We start from the raw sequence: 16,056 nt of genomic DNA on the forward strand, positions 1-16,056 counted from the left end.
CGTTTCAGGTACGCATAAACCAAGCGCTTGATCAAGAGGTGACCTTCGTGCACATCGACCTTGTCGACAGGGACCTATACGCGACCGCCGGACCGCCCCACGGCCAGCTCGCCTGGCTGCGCGCGAACTCCCCCATCCACCGGCACGAAGGCGAGCACAACTTCTGGGCCGTGACCCGCTACGACGACGTCGTGCACGTGTCGCGGCACTCCGAGCTGTTCTCCTCCAACCGTAAGCTCGCCCTGTTCGACGACCTGCCCGAGGACCAGATCGCGCTGCAACGCCTCATGATGCTCAACCAGGACCCGCCCGAGCACACGAGGCGGCGGTCCCTGGTCAACCGGGGTTTCACCCCGCGCACCATCGGCGCCCTCGAACAGCACATCCGCGACATCTGCGACGACCTCCTCGACAAGCTGACCGGCGAGATCGACTTCGTCACCGAAGTCGCCGCGCCCCTGCCCCTCTATGTGATCTGCGAGCTTCTCGGTGCTCCCGCGTCCGACCGCGACAAGTTGTTCAACTGGTCCAACCGCATGATCGGCGCCCAGGACCCCGACTACTCCGCCAGCCCCGAGGAGGGCTCGGGTGCCGCCATGGAGGTCTACGCCTACGCCAACCAGCTCGCCGCGCAGCGCAAGGCCAACCCCAAGAACGACATCGTCACCAAGCTCCTCCAGCCGGACGAGCACGGCGAGACCCTCAGCGAGGACGAGTTCGACCTCTTCGTCCTCCTTCTGGTCGTGGCCGGCAACGAGACCACCCGCAACGCGGCCTCCGGCGGCATGCTCGCTCTCTTCGACCACCCCGACCAGTGGGCGCGCCTGGTCGACGACCCGGCCCTGGCGCGGACGGCCGCCGACGAGATCGTCCGGTGGGTCTCCCCCGTCAACCTCTTCCGTCGCACCTCGACCAGCGACCAGGTGCTCGGCGGGCAGGAGATCAAGGAGAACGACAAGGTCGTGGTCTTCTACTCCTCCGCCAACCGCGACACCTCGGTCTTCCCGGACGCCGAGACCTTCGACATCGCCCGCGACCCCAACCCCCACATCGGCTTCGGCGGCGGTGGAGCCCACTTCTGCCTCGGCAACCACCTCGCCAAGCTGGAGCTTCGCATCCTCTTCGAACAGCTTGCCCGCCGCCACCCCCGGCTTCGTCAAGCGGGTGAGGCCCGTCGCCTGCGCTCCAACTTCATCAACGGCATCAAGGAACTGCCCGTGGCCATCGGCTGACGGGCGCTGCCGCCGCCGAGATGGGTGGTAATCGGTAACGGGTGCCGCGACGGGCCGCGCGGATGCGGCTCAGGATGCGGGTCGTACGTTGAGTGCCAGGTCGCCAGCCACGTTCGATCAAGGTGTTGGCCACGTTGTGCAGGAGGTCGGCGACCTGGCCGGGGACGACGTCTCGGCGGACGGCGATCACCCGCCAGCCCTGCCGGCGGAGCTGTTCACGGCGGTCGGCGTCGTGTCGCTGGTCGGCGGGCGAGGTGTGGTGCTCCTGGCCGTCGTACTCGACCGCGACCTTGAACTCCTCCCAGCCCAGGTCGAGGTAGGCGAACCGGTCATCGCTCAGCTTCACCCTGATCTGGGTGGTGGGCCTGGGGAGACCGCCGTCGACCAGGATGACCCTGAGCCAGCTCTCCCTGGGAGACGCGGCGCCTCGGTCGGCGAGGCTCAGGGTCTCGCGGAGGCTCCACGTGTTGAGCGGGCGGTACCACAGGGCTTCCAGGTCAACGCCACGACGGGCGAACTGGTCGAGGACGGCGACGGCGTCCATGCGCGGCAGCCAGCGGGCGCAGTCGAGGGCCGTGCGTTCCATGGTGGTGAGCCGGACGCCCATGTGCTCGGTGACGTCCTCGTCGGCAAGCGGCACCACGTAGGTGACACAGCCGGGGATGGGCAGGTGGCCGGCGGCGGTCACCTCGACGGGCCAGTCGGCCTCCGGCGCGGACAGGGCGTTGACTCCCCAGATGTGCGCGGCCGTCTGGCGGCACACGGCGACCTGTGGGGCCACCCGGGTCATCCGGCGGGCGCGCTCGATCAGAGAGGCCGCATCGACGATGTCCTCCGCCGTGGACGACGCGCCGGGCCCTGAGGGGGTGGACGGTGGTGGGGTGTCGGATGAGCGTGGCAGCGGCCATGAGGGCGTGGGCGGCCGGGGGCGCGCCGAAAGCGCCGTGGCCGGTGTCGGCGAGAGTGGGAAGACGGTGATGGGTGACGGCAGCGGTCGTGGGACGGGCGGTGGAGCAGGCGGTCGGTTCATGGCCCAAAGGATGCTGCGGGCGACGAACGGACGAGCGGGCCGAACGAGATTCTGTGGATGACGACCGCTTATCCACAACCGAACGGCCCACCCACATCCTCACGCGGCCTTCCGCACACCCTGATCACCCGCGCGCCGTGTACACCCGCGACCCCGGCCCCAGAAGCGCCCACCTGCCGAACCAGCTCACCGCGACCTCTCCCGGCACAGCCGTACGATCCGCAGCGACGCCGTCTCCAGCGCGCCGGCCGGGCACGACGTGTACACCCACGCACCCCCGGTACGCGTGTCACTCATCGACCACCGAAACCGCCACCCCAGCGGCCCGCACTCACACCACACCGCGAGCCCCACCGCCCAGACCCCCACCAGCGCGATCCCCGCGCACTCGGTGACCTCCGAACGAATGCCGAACCGCCCCAACTCCGCCGCCAGCGCCCGAGCCAGCGCACCCGCAGGACTGACCACCGCGCCCACCCTCACGACCGCGACCCCACACCGCACACGACGTCCATACGCTCCGCGTCCTCCGCACCCAGGCTGCCGTTGTTTCGCCCTTCAGCACTGGCCGTATCCTGTGTCAAAGGTCAGGACCTCGATTCCTGATCCACGAAGCCGTCCGGCGCAACCGCGCCTGCGGCTCCCGACTTGATTGACTGCCATTCCCTTGCCTGCCTGCGGTCAAGGATGTGGGATAGACGTCGCCACACCGAGGGGGTTGCCTCATGCGGGCAACCGGGCAACGGATAGAGGCAACCGTGCGATTTGGCGAAATGCTTCGTAAGTGCCGTGAGCGTCAGAAGGTATCGCTCAACGCTCTTCACGAGCTGACGTTCTTTTTCAAGAGCTACCTCAGCCGCGTGGAGCGGGGCGAACGTAACCCTGAGCGGGTTCTCGCCGAACTCGTGGATGAGGCTCTCGGCGCGAACGGACATCTCATCAGGGCGTGGGATAGTGATTATGCGCCCAACCGGACTATCGTGAGTTCCTCTGGAGGTGGGGCAACGAAACGTCGTCAATTCATCACCAGTGCGGCACTCGTGGCCGGTGGCACGTTCGACGACCTTGCCGGGCAACCCGAACCCAGTACGGCCGCGGTCGCACTCCTTCGGGATGCCCTCATCCCGACTTCGCCGGCCTCTCAGGCGGCCCCGCTCGTGGCGTCGCTTCCCCGCTCGCTCACTCGTGCCCAGCGTGACTTCGCCGCTGCTCGCTACCTGCCGCTGGCCGGCGAACTCGCCGCCCTCCTCCCTGTCGCCTCAGCCGTCTCGACCCCGGCCGAGATGGCCATCGCCGCACACGTCTATCACCTCACGACGCGCACCTTGATCAAGCTCAGCGCCTCGCCTTACGCGTGGATCTCCGCCCATAAAGGTGTCGAAGTCGCACAAGCCAGCTCGGATTTCCAGGCGATCGGGGAATGTCGGCGCGATCTGATCAGTCTGTTCCACCGCGCCGCCGAGTATCGCAAGGCCCGCGACATTGCGATCTCCGTCGCAGAATCACTCCGGCCCGAGCTCACCGGAGCGACGCCACAGGCGTGGGGGGCCTATGGCGCACTGCTGTCCACCGGCGCAATCGCCGCCGCTCGCCTTGAGGACCGGCACTCGGCACTCGACATGTTGAACGAAGCCGACGAGGCAGCCCGCCACGCTCCCAATCTCGCTCTTGGCTACGGACACGTGCCCATCTACAAGATGGGCGTCTCCATCGTTCTGGGAGACGCGGGCACGGCTATCGAACACGCCAAGGCGGTCATTCCCCATCAAATCCCAACCTTGGAACGACGAGGCAGTTACTACACCGGCATCGCCGAGGCATTCACCCTTTGGGGAAAGACCGACCGCGCTATCCGGGCCTTGTTCATCGCCGAGAAAATAGCGCCTGCCGAGGTACGACGCTCCGGCACCCGCCAGGTCATCGCCGAGCTACTGCGCCGCGACCCTCACAGCAAGCTCTCCGGCTTGCGCGGACTCGCCCGCCGCGTCGGTGTCACCCTCTGAGGCTGCGAACGCGCAGACCGGAGAACCTCTCTGACGACAGGGCGTTCGAGGCGCCCGGCCCGCCCGCTCCGGACCGACGGTTCGTGTTGGGAGTGTCAAGGCTGGGCAAAGCGCGTCGGACTGCTACGCCAACCGCGGAAAGACCAACTTCGGCGGATGGTGGGTCGACCGGATCTCCACCGGCAACAACGACCTGATCTACTACGACGCCAACGGCGACTCGGTGAAGATCGAGCGCTGGAAGGACATCTCCTTCCCCAACCGCCCCCCGAAGGTCGTCGCCATCGAGATCCTCTGACCCGTTGAACTCCGGCGACCGCCGGAGCCCCCAGCCGGTCACGCCCCGCAGGCGTGACCGGCGACGGGAGCGCGGTGTCCCGAGGGGCCAAGGGATCACGCCATGATGACCGGCTTCCAGTCGGGCACCTCCAGGAAGCGCCGCAGTTCGGCGACCCCCGACAGGAACCCGCCCCACCCCGCGTACGGAGGCGTCGCCTCGTCGAAGCCGCTCTGCACCAGCGTCAGCCGGGTCCTGCCGCCGCTCCCCTCGAGCTCCCACGTCCCGACGCCGGCATCGCCCCAGTCCACGACGAACCTGCGGTCGGGGACGACCTCCAGCACCTTCGACGGGTTCGGGTTGGCGTCGAAGCCGCCCATCGCGAAGCGCCCGCCCTCGTACGGCTCGATCTCGATCGGGTAGCCGAACCAGCGCGTCACCGCCTCCGAGTCGGTGATCGAGTGGAACACCTTCGGCACCGGCGCGTCGATCTCGACCTCGACCCGCATGTCCGTCGAGGTGTAGTCCTGCATCGGCGTCAGCGCCCGCCCCTCCAGGTGCTCGGCCAGCCGGGTCAGCACCTGGCACCAGTACGTCTGCAGCACCCCCCGGATGCTCTTGCCGGTGACGGTGTCCTGGAAGTCGAAGTGGGTCTGCGACAGGGTCAGGATCGTCGCGTCGTCGCCGTCGGGCGCCACGGACAGCTCGGAGACGGTCTCCTCGCCGTCGAGCAGCCACGCGAAGCGCAGCGTGCGCTCGTCCGCGTGCAGCAGCCGCTGGTGCGGCGCGTCGCCCTCCGGCGTCGTACGCCCCCAGAACCCGAACCGCTCCGGCACCTCGGCATCGACCTGCTCGGCCAGCCAGACCCGCAGGTCGGCGGGGTCGCTCAGCGCGCGGCGCACCCGCTCGGCCGGGGCCGGGATCCGGGCACGGAGGATCATGGGCTCAGTCATCGTCTCGTTCTCCTCTGGGCTCTTGAACGGTGTGCGGGTAGCAGGCGAGCGCGAGCTTGAAGGCGTCGCCCTCCGCCCCGCCGTACCGGGTGAACAGGTCTTGCAGCATGGTCTGCAGCTCGTTCAGGAACTCCTGCCGGTTCTCCGGACGAACGCGGATCTCCCCGGACAGACCGATCGACGGCAGCTCGGGAGCGGTCCTGTCGAGCGCCGCGATGTCGGCCTGGACCTCCTCCATGAGGTCGAGCAGGTAGCCGAGGGTGAGCTGGTCGCGGGCCTTGCGCAGCCCGATGCGGCCGACCAGGCGCGGCGACAGCCAGTACGAGCGCGCGCCGGCCTGGTAGATGCCCTCGTGGATGCCGCGCACCTTGCGCTCGGACACCAGGTCGACCAGCCCCGCCTCGACCAGCCGTTTGACGTGGTAGTAGACCCGCTGCGGAGTCTGGCCGAGCCGGGCGGCGACCTCCGAGCAGGTACGCGGCTCGGCCAGTTGCCGCAGCACCTCGATGCGCTGCGGCTTGAGCAGGGCTTCGGCCTGCTCGATCTCTTCCAGGTACAGGACGTCTCTCATCGCGAAAGCAATCCTTTACGTAAAAAACTCTTTTGTCAATTGGGGAAGCGGCGTCGCCCGACGACCGGGGCCGCCTCGATCAGGGCCAGGAGCCGTCGTCGTGGGGGTCGCCGCCGTCGGTGAGCAGCCGCAGGTCGGACTCCACCATCATCGCCACCAGCTCGTCGAACGACACCCGGGGCTCCCACCCCAACTGCGTCCGCGCCTTCTTCGGGTCCGCGCACAGCAGGTCCACCTCGGCCGGCCGGTGCAGCGTCTGGTCGGTGACGACGTACCGCTCCCAGTCCAGCCCCGCCGCGCTGAAGGCCGCCTCCACCAGTTCCCTGACCGACTTCATCCGCCCGGTGCCGATGACGTAGTCCTCGGGCTTGCCGGAGCACAGCATCAGGCGCATGGCCTTGACGTAGTCCCCGGCGTAGCCCCAGTCGCGGCGCGCCTCCAGGTTGCCCAGCCGCAGCTCGGTGGCCAGCCCCAGCTTGATGCGGGCCACCCCGAGCGACACCTTCCTGGTGACGAACTCGGCCCCGCGCCGTGGCGACTCGTGGTTGAACAGGATCCCGGACACCGCGAACATCCCGTACGACTCCCGGTAGTTCTGCGTGAGGAAGTGCCCGTACGCCTTGGCCACCCCGTACGGCGAGCGCGGGTGGAAGGCGGTGCGCTCGTTCTGGGGGGTCTCGCTGACCTGCCCGAACATCTCGGAGGACGAAGCCTGATAAAAGCGGATCTGCTCGCCCATCCCTGACGAGCCGCCCCGCGACACGCCCGAGCACACCCGGATCGCCTCCAGCATCCGCAGCACGCCCATCCCGGTCACCTCGGCCGTGAGCTCCGCCTGCTCCCACGACATCGGCACGAACGAGATCGCCCCCAGGTTGTACACCTCGTCCGGACGCACCCGCTCCACGGCCGAGATCAGCGACCCCTGGTCCAGCAGGTCGCCCCGCACCACCTGGACGTCCGAGAGCAGCTTGCGCATCCGCGACACGCGCGGGTTCGCCTGCCCGCGGACCAGCCCCCAGACCTCATACCCCTCTTCGAGCAGGTGCTCCGCCAGATAGGAACCGTCCTGGCCGGTAATGCCGGTGATCAGAGCGCGCCTGGCCACGGGGTCCTCCAACTATCGCCTGCTCCGTCCCTTTGAGACGGGAATGTACAGCTAAGCGCCTCACAAGGACATCAAGCGACGTAGAACACGTTCCACCGAACCACGCTCGGTTACGGCAACGTTGCAGTTCGCACGCCATGCAGGGGTCATTGTGAACAATTCCAGCCGAACTACCGAATGGTAGCCTTCTCGCACTAAGGTCATCTTTCACGGTACATCCCCGACTCTGGGGCCTACCGGTGGCGAAAGGGGTGTCCGTGCGGGAGCGAAAGCTGCGGATCGCGCTGTTGTCCTACCGCAGCAAGCCCACCTGCGGCGGCCAGGGCGTCTATCTCCGCCACCTGAGCCGGGAACTGGTGGCCCTCGGACACCACGTGGAGGTCTTCTCCGGCCAGCCCTACCCCGAACTGGACGAGGGCGTCATCCTGCGCGAGGTGCCGAGCCTCGACCTCTACCGCGACGAGGACCCGTTCCGGACGCCGAAGCTGCACGAGTACCGCGACTGGATCGACTGGCTGGAAGTCGGCACCATGTGGACCGCCGGCTTCCCCGAGCCGCTGACGTTCACGCTGCGGGCCTACCGCGCGCTCAAGGAACGCGTCGGCGACTTCGACGTCGTCCAGGACAACCAGACCCTCGGCTACGGCCTGCTCGGCATCCAGAAGCTGTTCCCCGTGGTCGGCACCATCCACCACCCGATCAGCGTGGACCGCCGCATCGAGCTGGAGGCCGCGCAGGGCGCCAAGAAGCTGAGCATGCGCCGCTGGTACGGGTTCGTGAAGATGCAGTCGCGCGTCGCGCCGAGGCTGAGCCCGATCCTGACCGTCAGCGAGTCGTCGCTGGCCGACATCCACCGCGACTTCAACGTCCCCCAGGCCAACATGCGCCTGATCCCGCTCGGCGTGGACACCCGCTACTTCCACCCGCGCGACAAGCCCAGGCGCAAGGGCTCGATCGTGGCCGTGGCCAGCGCCGACTCCCCCATGAAGGGGGTCGCGACGCTGCTGCGCGCGGTGGCGAAGCTGGCCACCGAACGCGACGTGAACCTCACCGTCGTCAGCCGGCCCACCCCCGGCGGCCCGACCGAGCAACTCGTGCAGGAGCTGTCGCTGCGGGACCGGGTGCGGTTCGTGCACGGCATCTCCGACGACGAGCTGGGCGAGCTGATCGCCACCTCGGAGATCTCCGTCGTGCCGTCCCTGTACGAGGGCTTCTCGCTGCCCGCCGTCGAGCACATGGCCTGTGGCACGCCGCTGGTCGCCAGCCGTACGGGCGCGCTGCCCGAGGTCGTCGGCGACGCCGCCGTCCAGGTGCCGCCGGGCGACCCGGAGGAACTGGCCGCGGTGCTGCGCCGCCTGCACGACTCGCCCGAGGAGCGCGAGCGGGTGGGCCGGGCCGGCTACGACCGCGTCATGGAGCGTTACACCTGGCACGTCGTGGCCAGGCGGACCGTCGAGGCGTACCACGAGGCCATCGAGAACCACCAGAGGAGAGGCTGACCAGAGTGCTGACCGTGGACTTCGCCCGGCTCCCCGTGGGCCCCGGCGTACGCGTGCTCGACCTGGGCTGCGGCGGCGGCCGGCACGCGTTCGAGGTGCTGCGCCGGGGGGCGGACGTGATCGCGTTCGACATGGACCAGGCGGAGCTGGACGGCGTGGGGGCCATGTTCGCGGCGATGGACAAGGCGGGCGAGGTGCCGGCCGGCGCCACCGGCGAGACCGTCCAGGGCACGGCGCTGGACATGCCGTTCGAGGACGGCGGCTTCGACCGGGTCATCGCGGCGGAGGTGCTGGAGCACATCCCCGACGACATGGCGGCCATGCGCGAGATCTTCCGCGTGCTCAAGCCGGGCGGCACGGCCGCCGTGACCGTGCCGAGCTTCCTGCCCGAGCGCATCTGCTGGGCCCTCGACGAGGACTACCACACCGCCCCCGGCGGCCATGTGCGCATCTACACGCTCGCGGAGCTGTCGGCCAAGCTGAAGTCCGTCGGGTTCGAGATCGGCCCGCACCACCACGCTCACGGCCTGCACGCCCCCTACTGGTGGATCAAGTGCGCGGTCGGCGTCAACAACGACGAGCACCCGCTCGCGAAGGCGTACCACGAGCTGCTGGTCTGGGACATCATGAAGCGTCCCGCCGCCACCAGGATCGCGGAGGCCGTGCTCAACCCGGTCATCGGCAAGAGCGTGGTCCTGTACGTCAGGAAGCCATGATCTCCCGCGAGGAGGTCGTGCGCACGGCCGGGAGCATCGCGACGATCCAGCAGGACGACGGCGGCGTGCCCTGGCCCGAGGGGCACGTGGACGCCTGGAACCACGTCGAGTGCCTGATGGCGATGTCCGTGGCGGGGCTGCGCGAACCGGTGCGCCGCGGCTACGCCTGGCTGTCCCGCCACCAGCGGGCCGACGGCTCCTGGCCGATGAAGCTGGTGGACGGCGGGCCGGCCGAGGCGGGCGGCGAGACCAACCACGCCGCCTACGTCGCCGTCGGTGTCTGGCACCACCACCTCGTCACCGGCGAGCGGCGCTTCACCGAGGAGAGCTGGCCGATGGTCAAGGCCGCCCTCGACTACGTGGCGGGGCTGCAGACCGAGCGCGGCGAGATCGTCTGGGAGCGCGACGCGGCGGGCCGGGCGTCGTCGTACGCGCTGCTCACCGGCTGCTCCTCCATCCACCAAGGGCTGCGCTGCGGCGTGCTGCTGGCCGACCACCTGGGCGATCCGCAGCCGCACTGGGAGCTGGCCGCCGACCGGCTGGCCCACGTGCTGTCGGCGCACCCGGAGGCGTTCGCGGACAAGAGCCGCTTCTCCATGGACTGGTACTACCCGGTGCTGGGCGGCGCGGTGCGCGGGCGGCAGGGGCTGGAGCTGCTGGAGCGCGAGTGGCAGACGTTCGTGGTGCCGGGGCTGGGCATCCGCTGCGTCTCCGACCAGCCGTGGGTGACGGGGGCCGAGACGTGCGAGCTGGTGCTGGCGCTCGACGCGCTGGGTGAGCGGGAGCGGGCGCGCGTGCTCTTCTCCGACATGCAGCACCTGCGGCACGAGGACGGCTCGTACTGGACCGGCTGGCAGTTCGCCAACCGCAAGCACTTCCCGCACGAGCGCTCCGGCTACACCGCCGCCGCCACCGTCCTGGCCGCCGACGCGCTGCTCGGGCTCTCCCCCGGCAGCGGGCTGTTCCGCGACGTGGCCGGGACCTCCGTGCTCGACCCGGAGGCGTGCGGCTGCGCGGCCCTGCGCACCGACGGCCTCTGACGAGACCGTCCGGAACCCCGGCCGCCCGCACAACCGCTTTTGCGGGTTCTTTGCCGCGCGAATCCGGTGCGCCGCCGATGCGTCGCTCAATGGGCTTACTAGCTTCTGAGTGACGTACGAGGCGTCTTCGGGGGAAGCGTGGGCGACACGGGCACACCATCGTTCTTGGACCAGGTCAGGACCCAGCCGACACTAGCTCGCGCCAGGGGGTTGCGGCGGTTGCTGGCCAGGGATCCGCTGGAGTCCGATCTGGGCCGGCGCAGGTTCCGCCTCGGGGACGAAGTCTCGCGGTCGGTTCTCACGAGGTCCGAGCGATCGTACGTCTTCGGTTTCAACGCGGTGCTCTCACGAGAGATCGAGAAGGTCGAGGAGATCCCGGGCGAGCAGCGGCCCTACGCCTACGAGGGCGCCGCCGCCGCCAGCACCGTACTCGACCTGCTCACCCTGACCCGGGGCCGGCGCCTTCACGAGCTACTAGCCGGCCCCGCCCAGCATCACCGTCACGCCGCCTACCTGGGTGCCGGCCGCGGCTACGCGCTGCTGCGGCTGCGCCCGGTGTGGGGCGCGCGGCGGGCCCATCCGCTGCTGCGGTGGCTGGCCGTGGACGGGTTCGGCTTCCAGTGGAGCCTGTCCAGGGCCGACCGCATGGTGGGCGAACGCACGATGCCCGACTTGCTCACCCGGGCGCACTGCGCGGTGTTCGACCAGGGGCTGGGGCGGCTGCTGTGGTATCACGAATGCGCCGCGCCCGACGACGTCTCGGCCCGCGTCGGCGGCTACCCGGCCACCCGGCGGGCCGACCTGTGGAGCGGGGTCGGGTTCGCGGCGGCCTACACGGGCGGCGCCGAGCCCGGCGAGCTGTGGCACCTGGCCGAGCACGCGGCGGCCGACGGCTTCCGCGCGTACCTGGCGCAGGGCTGCGCCTTCGCGGTGGCCGCGCGGCTGCGTTCCGGGGAGTTGCCGGAGCACGTGGCGCGGAGCGTGCCGATCCTGGCGGGCGCCGAGCCCGAGGAGGCCGCCGCCTGGACCGACCGCGCGCTGATCGAGCTGGGGCACGAGGCGCACACGCACGAGCACTTCCAGAGCTGGCAGTCGCAGATCCGCCGCTCCTGGACCCACCGCCACCGCCGCTGAGCTAGATCCCCTCGCCGACCCGTTCCAGGACGCGCAGCGACCCGGTGACCGAGACCTCCTCGAACGCGCCCGACGCCAGCGCCCGCCGGTAGACCCGGTACGGGGCCTGCCCGCCGTCGGCCGGGTCGGGGAAGACGTCGTGGAGGACCAGCGCGCCGCCGGGCAGCACGTGTGGCGCCCAGCCCTCGTAGTCGCGGGTGACCGGTTCCTCGGAGTGGCCGCCGTCGATGAACAGCATGCCCAGCGGCGTGTTCCAGAGCCGGGCGACCTGTTCCGACCGGCCGACGATCGCGATCACCTCCTCCTCCAGCCCGGCGGCGGCGATCGTGGCGCGGAAGACCGGCAGCGAGTCCATCTTCCCGAAGCGCAGGTCCATCAGGGTCGGGTCGTGGTGGGCCCAGCCCGGCTGGATCTCCTCGGAGCCGCGGTGGTGATCCACCGTGACGACCACGGACCCGCTCTGCCGGGCCGCCGCGCCGAGGTAGACGGCGGACTTGCCGCAGTAGGTGCCGATCTCGCAGACGGGGCCGAGCGTGCCGTATCGGCAGGCCGCCTCGTACAGGGCCAGGCCCTCTTCGGGCGGCATGAACCCCTTGGCATGTTTCGCCGCGTAAAGCAGCTCTGACGGCATCGACATAGCCTTGCACCCTAGCCGAACCGAATAACATTCCGGCCGCCCCTTGCAGGGCCGTTCTGCAACCTGTTCTACTTGGCAGCGTGAATCAGCGCGCTCGCATCTCGATGTCGGACGACGAGGTCACCGCCTTCCTGGAGGGCTCGCGCAAGCTGCAGCTCGCGACCATCAACCCCGACGGCACGCCGCACCTGGTGACCATGTTCTACGGCCTGGCCGAGGGCCGGATCGCCTTCTGGACGTACGGCAAGGCGCAGAAGGCCCGTAACCTGAGCCGCGACCCCCGGGTGAGCTGCCTCGTCGAGGCCGGCGAGAACTACGACGAACTCCGCGGCGTCCTGCTGTACGGCAAGGCCGAGCAGGTGCTCGAACCCGACCGCGTCATGGAGATCGGGATGGCCGTCGCCCGCCGGATGACCCCGGGCGTGCCCGACGAGCTGCTCCGCCCGTACGTGGAGAAAACCGGGCGTAAGCGCCTTGCGTACGTCGTCGAGCGTACGAAAGTGGTCTCATGGGACCACGGGAGGCTCACATGAAGGTCAAGGTGGACGAGCTGGTCTGCGAAGCCAACGCCGTGTGCATGGGGCTCGCGCCGGAGGTCTTCGACGTGGACGACGACGACCAGCTCCACATCCTGCTGCCGCAACCACCCCCAGCGATGCGGGACCGCGTCCGCCACGCGGTCAGGTCCTGCCCGAAAGCCGCCCTTTCCCTCGAGGAATAGCCCGCAGCCAACGAGGAGGAACCCCCCATGCGCGCCGCGATCCTGCACGCCGTAGGCAACGACAAGCTCGACATCCGCGACGACGTCACCCTGGCCCCCGTCGGGCCGGCCGACGTGCGCGTCCGGATCCGGGCGACGGGCGTCTGCCACTCCGACCTGTCGGCGATGACGGGCGTGCTGCCCCAGCCCGTGCCGCTCATCCTCGGCCACGAGGGCGCGGGAGAGGTGGTCGAGGTGGGCGAGCACGTCACCTCGGTCAAACCGGGCGACCACGTCGTGATTAGCTGGCGGCCGGCCTGCCAGGAGTGCGAGCTGTGCGTGGGGGGCCAGCCGTACCTGTGCATGAAGTACGTCATCGAGTCCTTCAGCAAGGGCAACTTCCGGCTCGGCGACGGTTCGACGGTGTTCGGGATGGCCGGGTGCGGCACCTGGGCCGAGGAGATCATCGTGCCCTGGCAGGGCGCGATCAGGATCGACGACGACGTCCCGTGGGAGGCGGCGGCGCTGATCGGCTGCGGCATCACGACCGGCGTCGGCGCCGCGATCAACACCGCGAAGGTGCGTCCCGGCTCCACGGTCGCGGTGATCGGCTGCGGCGGCGTCGGCCTGTCCGTCATCCAGGGCGCCCGCGTCGCCGGCGCCAGGACGATCCTCGCCATCGACCCGCTGGAGTCCAAGCACGAGCTGGCCAGGAAGGTCGGGGCCACCCACACGGCCACCCCCGAGCAGGTCGGCGAGGTGCTGAACGAGCTCACCGGCGGCACCGGCTTCGACTACGGCTTCGAGGTGGTCGGCAAGTCCGCCACGATCCAGAGCGCCTGGCAGGTCACCCGGCAGGGCGGCGACGTCGTCATCGTCGGGGCGGGCGCGATGGACGACATGGTCTCCATCTCCGCCTTCAGCCTGCTCTTCGAGGGCAAGAACCTGCTGTCCAGCCTGTACGGCGAGGCCGACGTGCGGCACGACTTCCCGTACTTCGCCAAGCTCCACAAGACGGGCCTGCTCGACCTGGAGTCGCTGATCAGCTCCCGCATCCGCCTGGCCGACCTGAACGACGCCGTCGCGGCCCTGCGCGGCGGCGAGGTGCTGCGCCAGATCGTCCTGATGGACTGACGAACGGGCGAGCGGGGGGCCGGCGAGCCCCCCGCGACCCCGACGTTACGTAGTGGAGAAGGCGGCGTCGAAGGCCGTGGTCGGCGGGGTGATGGCGTTGAGGCGGCGGATGTAGCCCAGCGCCTCCTTGGCCCCGTCGAGCCGGTCCATCCCGGCGTCCTCCCACTCGATCGAGATCGGCCCCTCGTAGCCGATCGCGTTCAGCGCGCGGAAGCAGTCCTCCCACGGCACGTCGCCGCGGCCGGTCGAGACGAAGTCCCAGCCCCTGCGCATGTCCGCCCACGGCAGGTGCGACGACAGGCGGCCCCTGCGGCCGTCGCCGACCCGGACCCGGGTGTCCTTGCAGTCCACGTGGTAGATGCGGTCCTTGAAGTCGAGGATGAACCCGACCGGGTCGAGGTCCTGCCACACCATGTGGGAGGGGTCCCAGTTCAGGCCGAACGCGGGCCGGTGGCCGATGGCCTCCAGCGTGCGCACGGTGGTGTGGTAGTCGTAGGCGATCTCGCTGGGGTGGACCTCGTGCGCGAACCGCACCCCGACCTCGTCGAAGACGTCGAGAATGGGGTTCCAGCGGTCGGCGAAGTCCTGGTAGCCGGCATCGACCATCGAGGCCGGCACCGGCGGGAACATCGCGACCGTGTGCCAGATCGACGAGCCCGTGAAGCCCACCACGGTGTCCACGCCGAGCAGGGCGGCGGCGCAGGCGGTGTTCTTCATGTCCTCGGCCGCCGCCCGGCGCACCGACTCGGGGTCGCCGGAGCCCCAGATACGGGCCGGGAGGATGGCCTTGTGGCGCTCGTCGATGGGGTGGTCGCAGACGGCCTGGCCCACGAGGTGGTTGGAGATCGTCCACACCTTCAGGCCGTGCTTGTCGAGCTGCGCGCGCTTCTGCTCCACGTACGAGGGGTCCTCGACCGCCTGGGCCACGTCGAAGTGGTCGCCCGAGCAGGCGATCTCCAGCCCGTCGTAGCCCCACTCGGCGGCCAGCCGGCACACCTCCTCGAACGGCAGGTCCGCCCACTGCCCGGTGAACAGGGTGACTGGTCGCATCAATCCTCCACGTTCGTGTAGCGGCTGCCGTCAGCCGCGCTGCGCTCGACCGCCTCCAGCACCCGCTGCACCCGCAGCCCGTCGGCGAACGACGGCGTCGGGTCGGCCCCGGTGGCGACCGCTTCCAGGAAGTCCTTGATCTCGTGGGTGAAGGTGTGCTCGTAGCCGAGGCCGTGGCCGGGCGGCCACCAGGCGCCGACGTAGGGGTGGTCGGGCTCGGTGACCAGGATGCGCTCGAAGCCGCCGCCGCCGGCGCTGAACCACAGCTCGTTCATGGCCTCGAAGTCGAAGGCCAGGCTGCCGAGCGAGCCGTTGATCTCGATGCGCATCGCGTTCTTGCGCCCGTTGGCGAAGCGGGTCGCCTCGAACGAGGCCACCGCCCCGCCCGACATGCGGCCGATGAACAGGGCCGCGTCGTCCACCGTGACCGCGCCGCGCTCGGTGGATCCGGTGGCGCCGAGCCCGGCCGACCCTGTCGCGAGCGGCCGTTCCCTGATGAACGTCTCGGTCAGCGCCGACACGCCCGCGACGTTCTGGCCGGTGATGAACTGGGCGGCGTCCACGATGTGCGCGCCGATGTCGCCGAGCGCGCCCGAGCCCGCCTTGTCCTTCTGCAGCCGCCAGACCAGCGGGAACTCGGGGTCGACGATCCAGTCCTGGAGGTACTGCGCCCGCACGTGCCTGATCTCGCCGATCCGGCCCTGCTCGACGTACCGGCGGGCGACGACGATCTGCACGTCGTCGCGTTCGACCAGCACTCTCCAGTCCGTCTCGACGGCGGCCCAGCCGAGCTGCGCGGCCGCGGCCTCGGTGGGTTCCTTGGACCGGCCGGCGAGCACCGCCATGCGCGGCGTCAGCGGCAGGTCGAAGAACGCCCCGACGCTGCGCCATGCCTGGGAGTGGACGCGGCCCATGAAGGCGTAGCCGACCATGCCCACGCCGATGGTGGTTCTGTCTGACATGCAACCCCCG

The 16,056-nt window shown here is 69.8% G+C and carries 16 protein-coding genes and 1 pseudogene; 10 read left to right on the plus strand and 7 right to left on the minus strand.

All coding sequences use genetic code 11. The annotated features are described in order from the left end of the window. The first annotated feature begins 47 nt into the window (after window positions 1–47). Window positions 48–1,232, plus strand: a complete 1,185-nt coding sequence (locus FAF44_RS55975; protein ID WP_237106423.1) for a cytochrome P450 — start codon at window positions 48–50, stop codon at window positions 1,230–1,232. On the opposite strand, the gene FAF44_RS28780 is transcribed toward FAF44_RS55975, so the two are convergent. Then, on the minus strand, window positions 1,204–2,013 hold the full coding sequence (locus tag FAF44_RS28780; RefSeq protein WP_237106424.1) for a DUF559 domain-containing protein: 810 nt from the start codon (window positions 2,011–2,013) through the stop codon (window positions 1,204–1,206). The genes FAF44_RS55975 and FAF44_RS28780 overlap by 29 nt on opposite strands. A 1,007-nt stretch (window positions 2,014–3,020) precedes the next feature. Here FAF44_RS28780 and FAF44_RS28785 point away from each other — a divergent pair. Further along, entirely contained in the window at window positions 3,021–4,265 is a 1,245-nt protein-coding gene (locus tag FAF44_RS28785) for a helix-turn-helix domain-containing protein (RefSeq protein WP_237106425.1), read from the plus strand. A gap of 115 nt (window positions 4,266–4,380) precedes the next feature. Next, a pseudogene (locus tag FAF44_RS56455) lies at window positions 4,381–4,563 on the plus strand (beta/gamma crystallin domain-containing protein); the annotation flags it as partial. A gap of 95 nt (window positions 4,564–4,658) precedes the next feature. Here FAF44_RS56455 and FAF44_RS28790 read toward each other — a convergent pair. The 3 genes from FAF44_RS28790 to FAF44_RS28800 all read right to left on the minus strand — a co-directional run bounded on the left by FAF44_RS28790 (window position 4,659) and on the right by FAF44_RS28800 (window position 7,174). Next, complete coding sequence (locus tag FAF44_RS28790; protein ID WP_237106426.1) at window positions 4,659–5,495, minus strand: SRPBCC family protein; 837 nt, start codon at window positions 5,493–5,495, stop codon at window positions 4,659–4,661. Then, window positions 5,488–6,066 carry a transcriptional regulator gene (locus tag FAF44_RS28795; protein WP_237106427.1) on the minus strand — a complete coding sequence of 193 codons (579 nt, stop codon included), beginning with the start codon at window positions 6,064–6,066 and terminating at the stop codon, window positions 5,488–5,490. The genes FAF44_RS28790 and FAF44_RS28795 overlap by 8 nt, the downstream gene beginning before the upstream one ends. Window positions 6,067–6,145: 79 nt before the next feature. After that, window positions 6,146–7,174: a GDP-mannose 4,6-dehydratase gene (locus tag FAF44_RS28800; protein WP_237106428.1), complete on the minus strand. Its 1,029-nt coding sequence runs from the start codon at window positions 7,172–7,174 to the stop codon at window positions 6,146–6,148. A gap of 251 nt (window positions 7,175–7,425) precedes the next feature. On the opposite strand from FAF44_RS28800, the gene FAF44_RS28805 reads away from it, so the two are divergent. The 4 genes from FAF44_RS28805 to FAF44_RS28820 all read left to right on the plus strand — a co-directional run bounded on the left by FAF44_RS28805 (window position 7,426) and on the right by FAF44_RS28820 (window position 11,563). After that, the gene (locus FAF44_RS28805; protein WP_237106429.1) at window positions 7,426–8,673 is read left to right on the plus strand and encodes a glycosyltransferase family 4 protein; all 1,248 of its coding nucleotides are present in this window, start codon (window positions 7,426–7,428) and stop codon (window positions 8,671–8,673) included. Window positions 8,674–8,678: 5 nt separating this feature from the next. Beyond that, window positions 8,679–9,389 (plus strand): class I SAM-dependent methyltransferase, encoded by a 711-nt coding sequence (locus FAF44_RS28810; RefSeq protein WP_237106430.1) that lies wholly within the window; start codon window positions 8,679–8,681, stop codon window positions 9,387–9,389. Beyond that, window positions 9,386–10,429 carry a prenyltransferase gene (locus FAF44_RS28815; protein ID WP_237106431.1) on the plus strand — a complete coding sequence of 348 codons (1,044 nt, stop codon included), beginning with the start codon at window positions 9,386–9,388 and terminating at the stop codon, window positions 10,427–10,429. Before FAF44_RS28810 ends, FAF44_RS28815 begins: the two co-directional genes overlap by 4 nt. Window positions 10,430–10,594: 165 nt before the next feature. Continuing rightward, the gene (locus FAF44_RS28820; RefSeq protein WP_237106432.1) at window positions 10,595–11,563 is read left to right on the plus strand and encodes a DUF1702 family protein; all 969 of its coding nucleotides are present in this window, start codon (window positions 10,595–10,597) and stop codon (window positions 11,561–11,563) included. Window position 11,564: 1 nt separating this feature from the next. On the opposite strand, the gene FAF44_RS28825 is transcribed toward FAF44_RS28820, so the two are convergent. Beyond that, the gene (locus tag FAF44_RS28825; RefSeq protein ID WP_237106454.1) at window positions 11,565–12,194 is read right to left on the minus strand and encodes a class I SAM-dependent methyltransferase; all 630 of its coding nucleotides are present in this window, start codon (window positions 12,192–12,194) and stop codon (window positions 11,565–11,567) included. A gap of 86 nt (window positions 12,195–12,280) precedes the next feature. On the opposite strand from FAF44_RS28825, the gene FAF44_RS28830 reads away from it, so the two are divergent. Genes FAF44_RS28830 through FAF44_RS28840 form a run of 3 tightly spaced genes read left to right on the plus strand, consistent with a single transcriptional unit; the run spans window position 12,281 to window position 14,034 of the window. Further along, window positions 12,281–12,733: a pyridoxamine 5'-phosphate oxidase family protein gene (locus tag FAF44_RS28830; protein ID WP_237106433.1), complete on the plus strand. Its 453-nt coding sequence runs from the start codon at window positions 12,281–12,283 to the stop codon at window positions 12,731–12,733. Then, window positions 12,730–12,921 carry a ferredoxin gene (locus tag FAF44_RS28835; RefSeq protein WP_237106434.1) on the plus strand — a complete coding sequence of 64 codons (192 nt, stop codon included), beginning with the start codon at window positions 12,730–12,732 and terminating at the stop codon, window positions 12,919–12,921. Before FAF44_RS28830 ends, FAF44_RS28835 begins: the two co-directional genes overlap by 4 nt. 27 nt (window positions 12,922–12,948) lie before the next feature. Further along, window positions 12,949–14,034, plus strand: coding sequence for a Zn-dependent alcohol dehydrogenase (locus FAF44_RS28840; RefSeq protein ID WP_237106435.1), 1,086 nt, complete (start codon window positions 12,949–12,951; stop codon window positions 14,032–14,034). A 45-nt stretch (window positions 14,035–14,079) separates the two neighbouring features. Here FAF44_RS28840 and FAF44_RS28845 read toward each other — a convergent pair whose 3' ends face one another. Together FAF44_RS28845 and FAF44_RS28850 are read right to left on the minus strand one after the other, a co-directional pair. After that, entirely contained in the window at window positions 14,080–15,087 is a 1,008-nt protein-coding gene (locus FAF44_RS28845) for a sugar phosphate isomerase/epimerase (RefSeq protein ID WP_237106436.1), read from the minus strand. Continuing rightward, window positions 15,084–16,046 carry a Gfo/Idh/MocA family protein gene (locus FAF44_RS28850; RefSeq protein ID WP_237106437.1) on the minus strand — a complete coding sequence of 321 codons (963 nt, stop codon included), beginning with the start codon at window positions 16,044–16,046 and terminating at the stop codon, window positions 15,084–15,086. Before FAF44_RS28850 ends, FAF44_RS28845 begins: the two co-directional genes overlap by 4 nt. Window positions 16,047–16,056 lie beyond the last annotated feature (10 nt).

Origin of the sequence: Nonomuraea sp. MG754425 (assembly GCF_021699195.1) — a bacterium.
In the GTDB taxonomy this organism is placed as follows: domain Bacteria; phylum Actinomycetota; class Actinomycetes; order Streptosporangiales; family Streptosporangiaceae; genus Nonomuraea.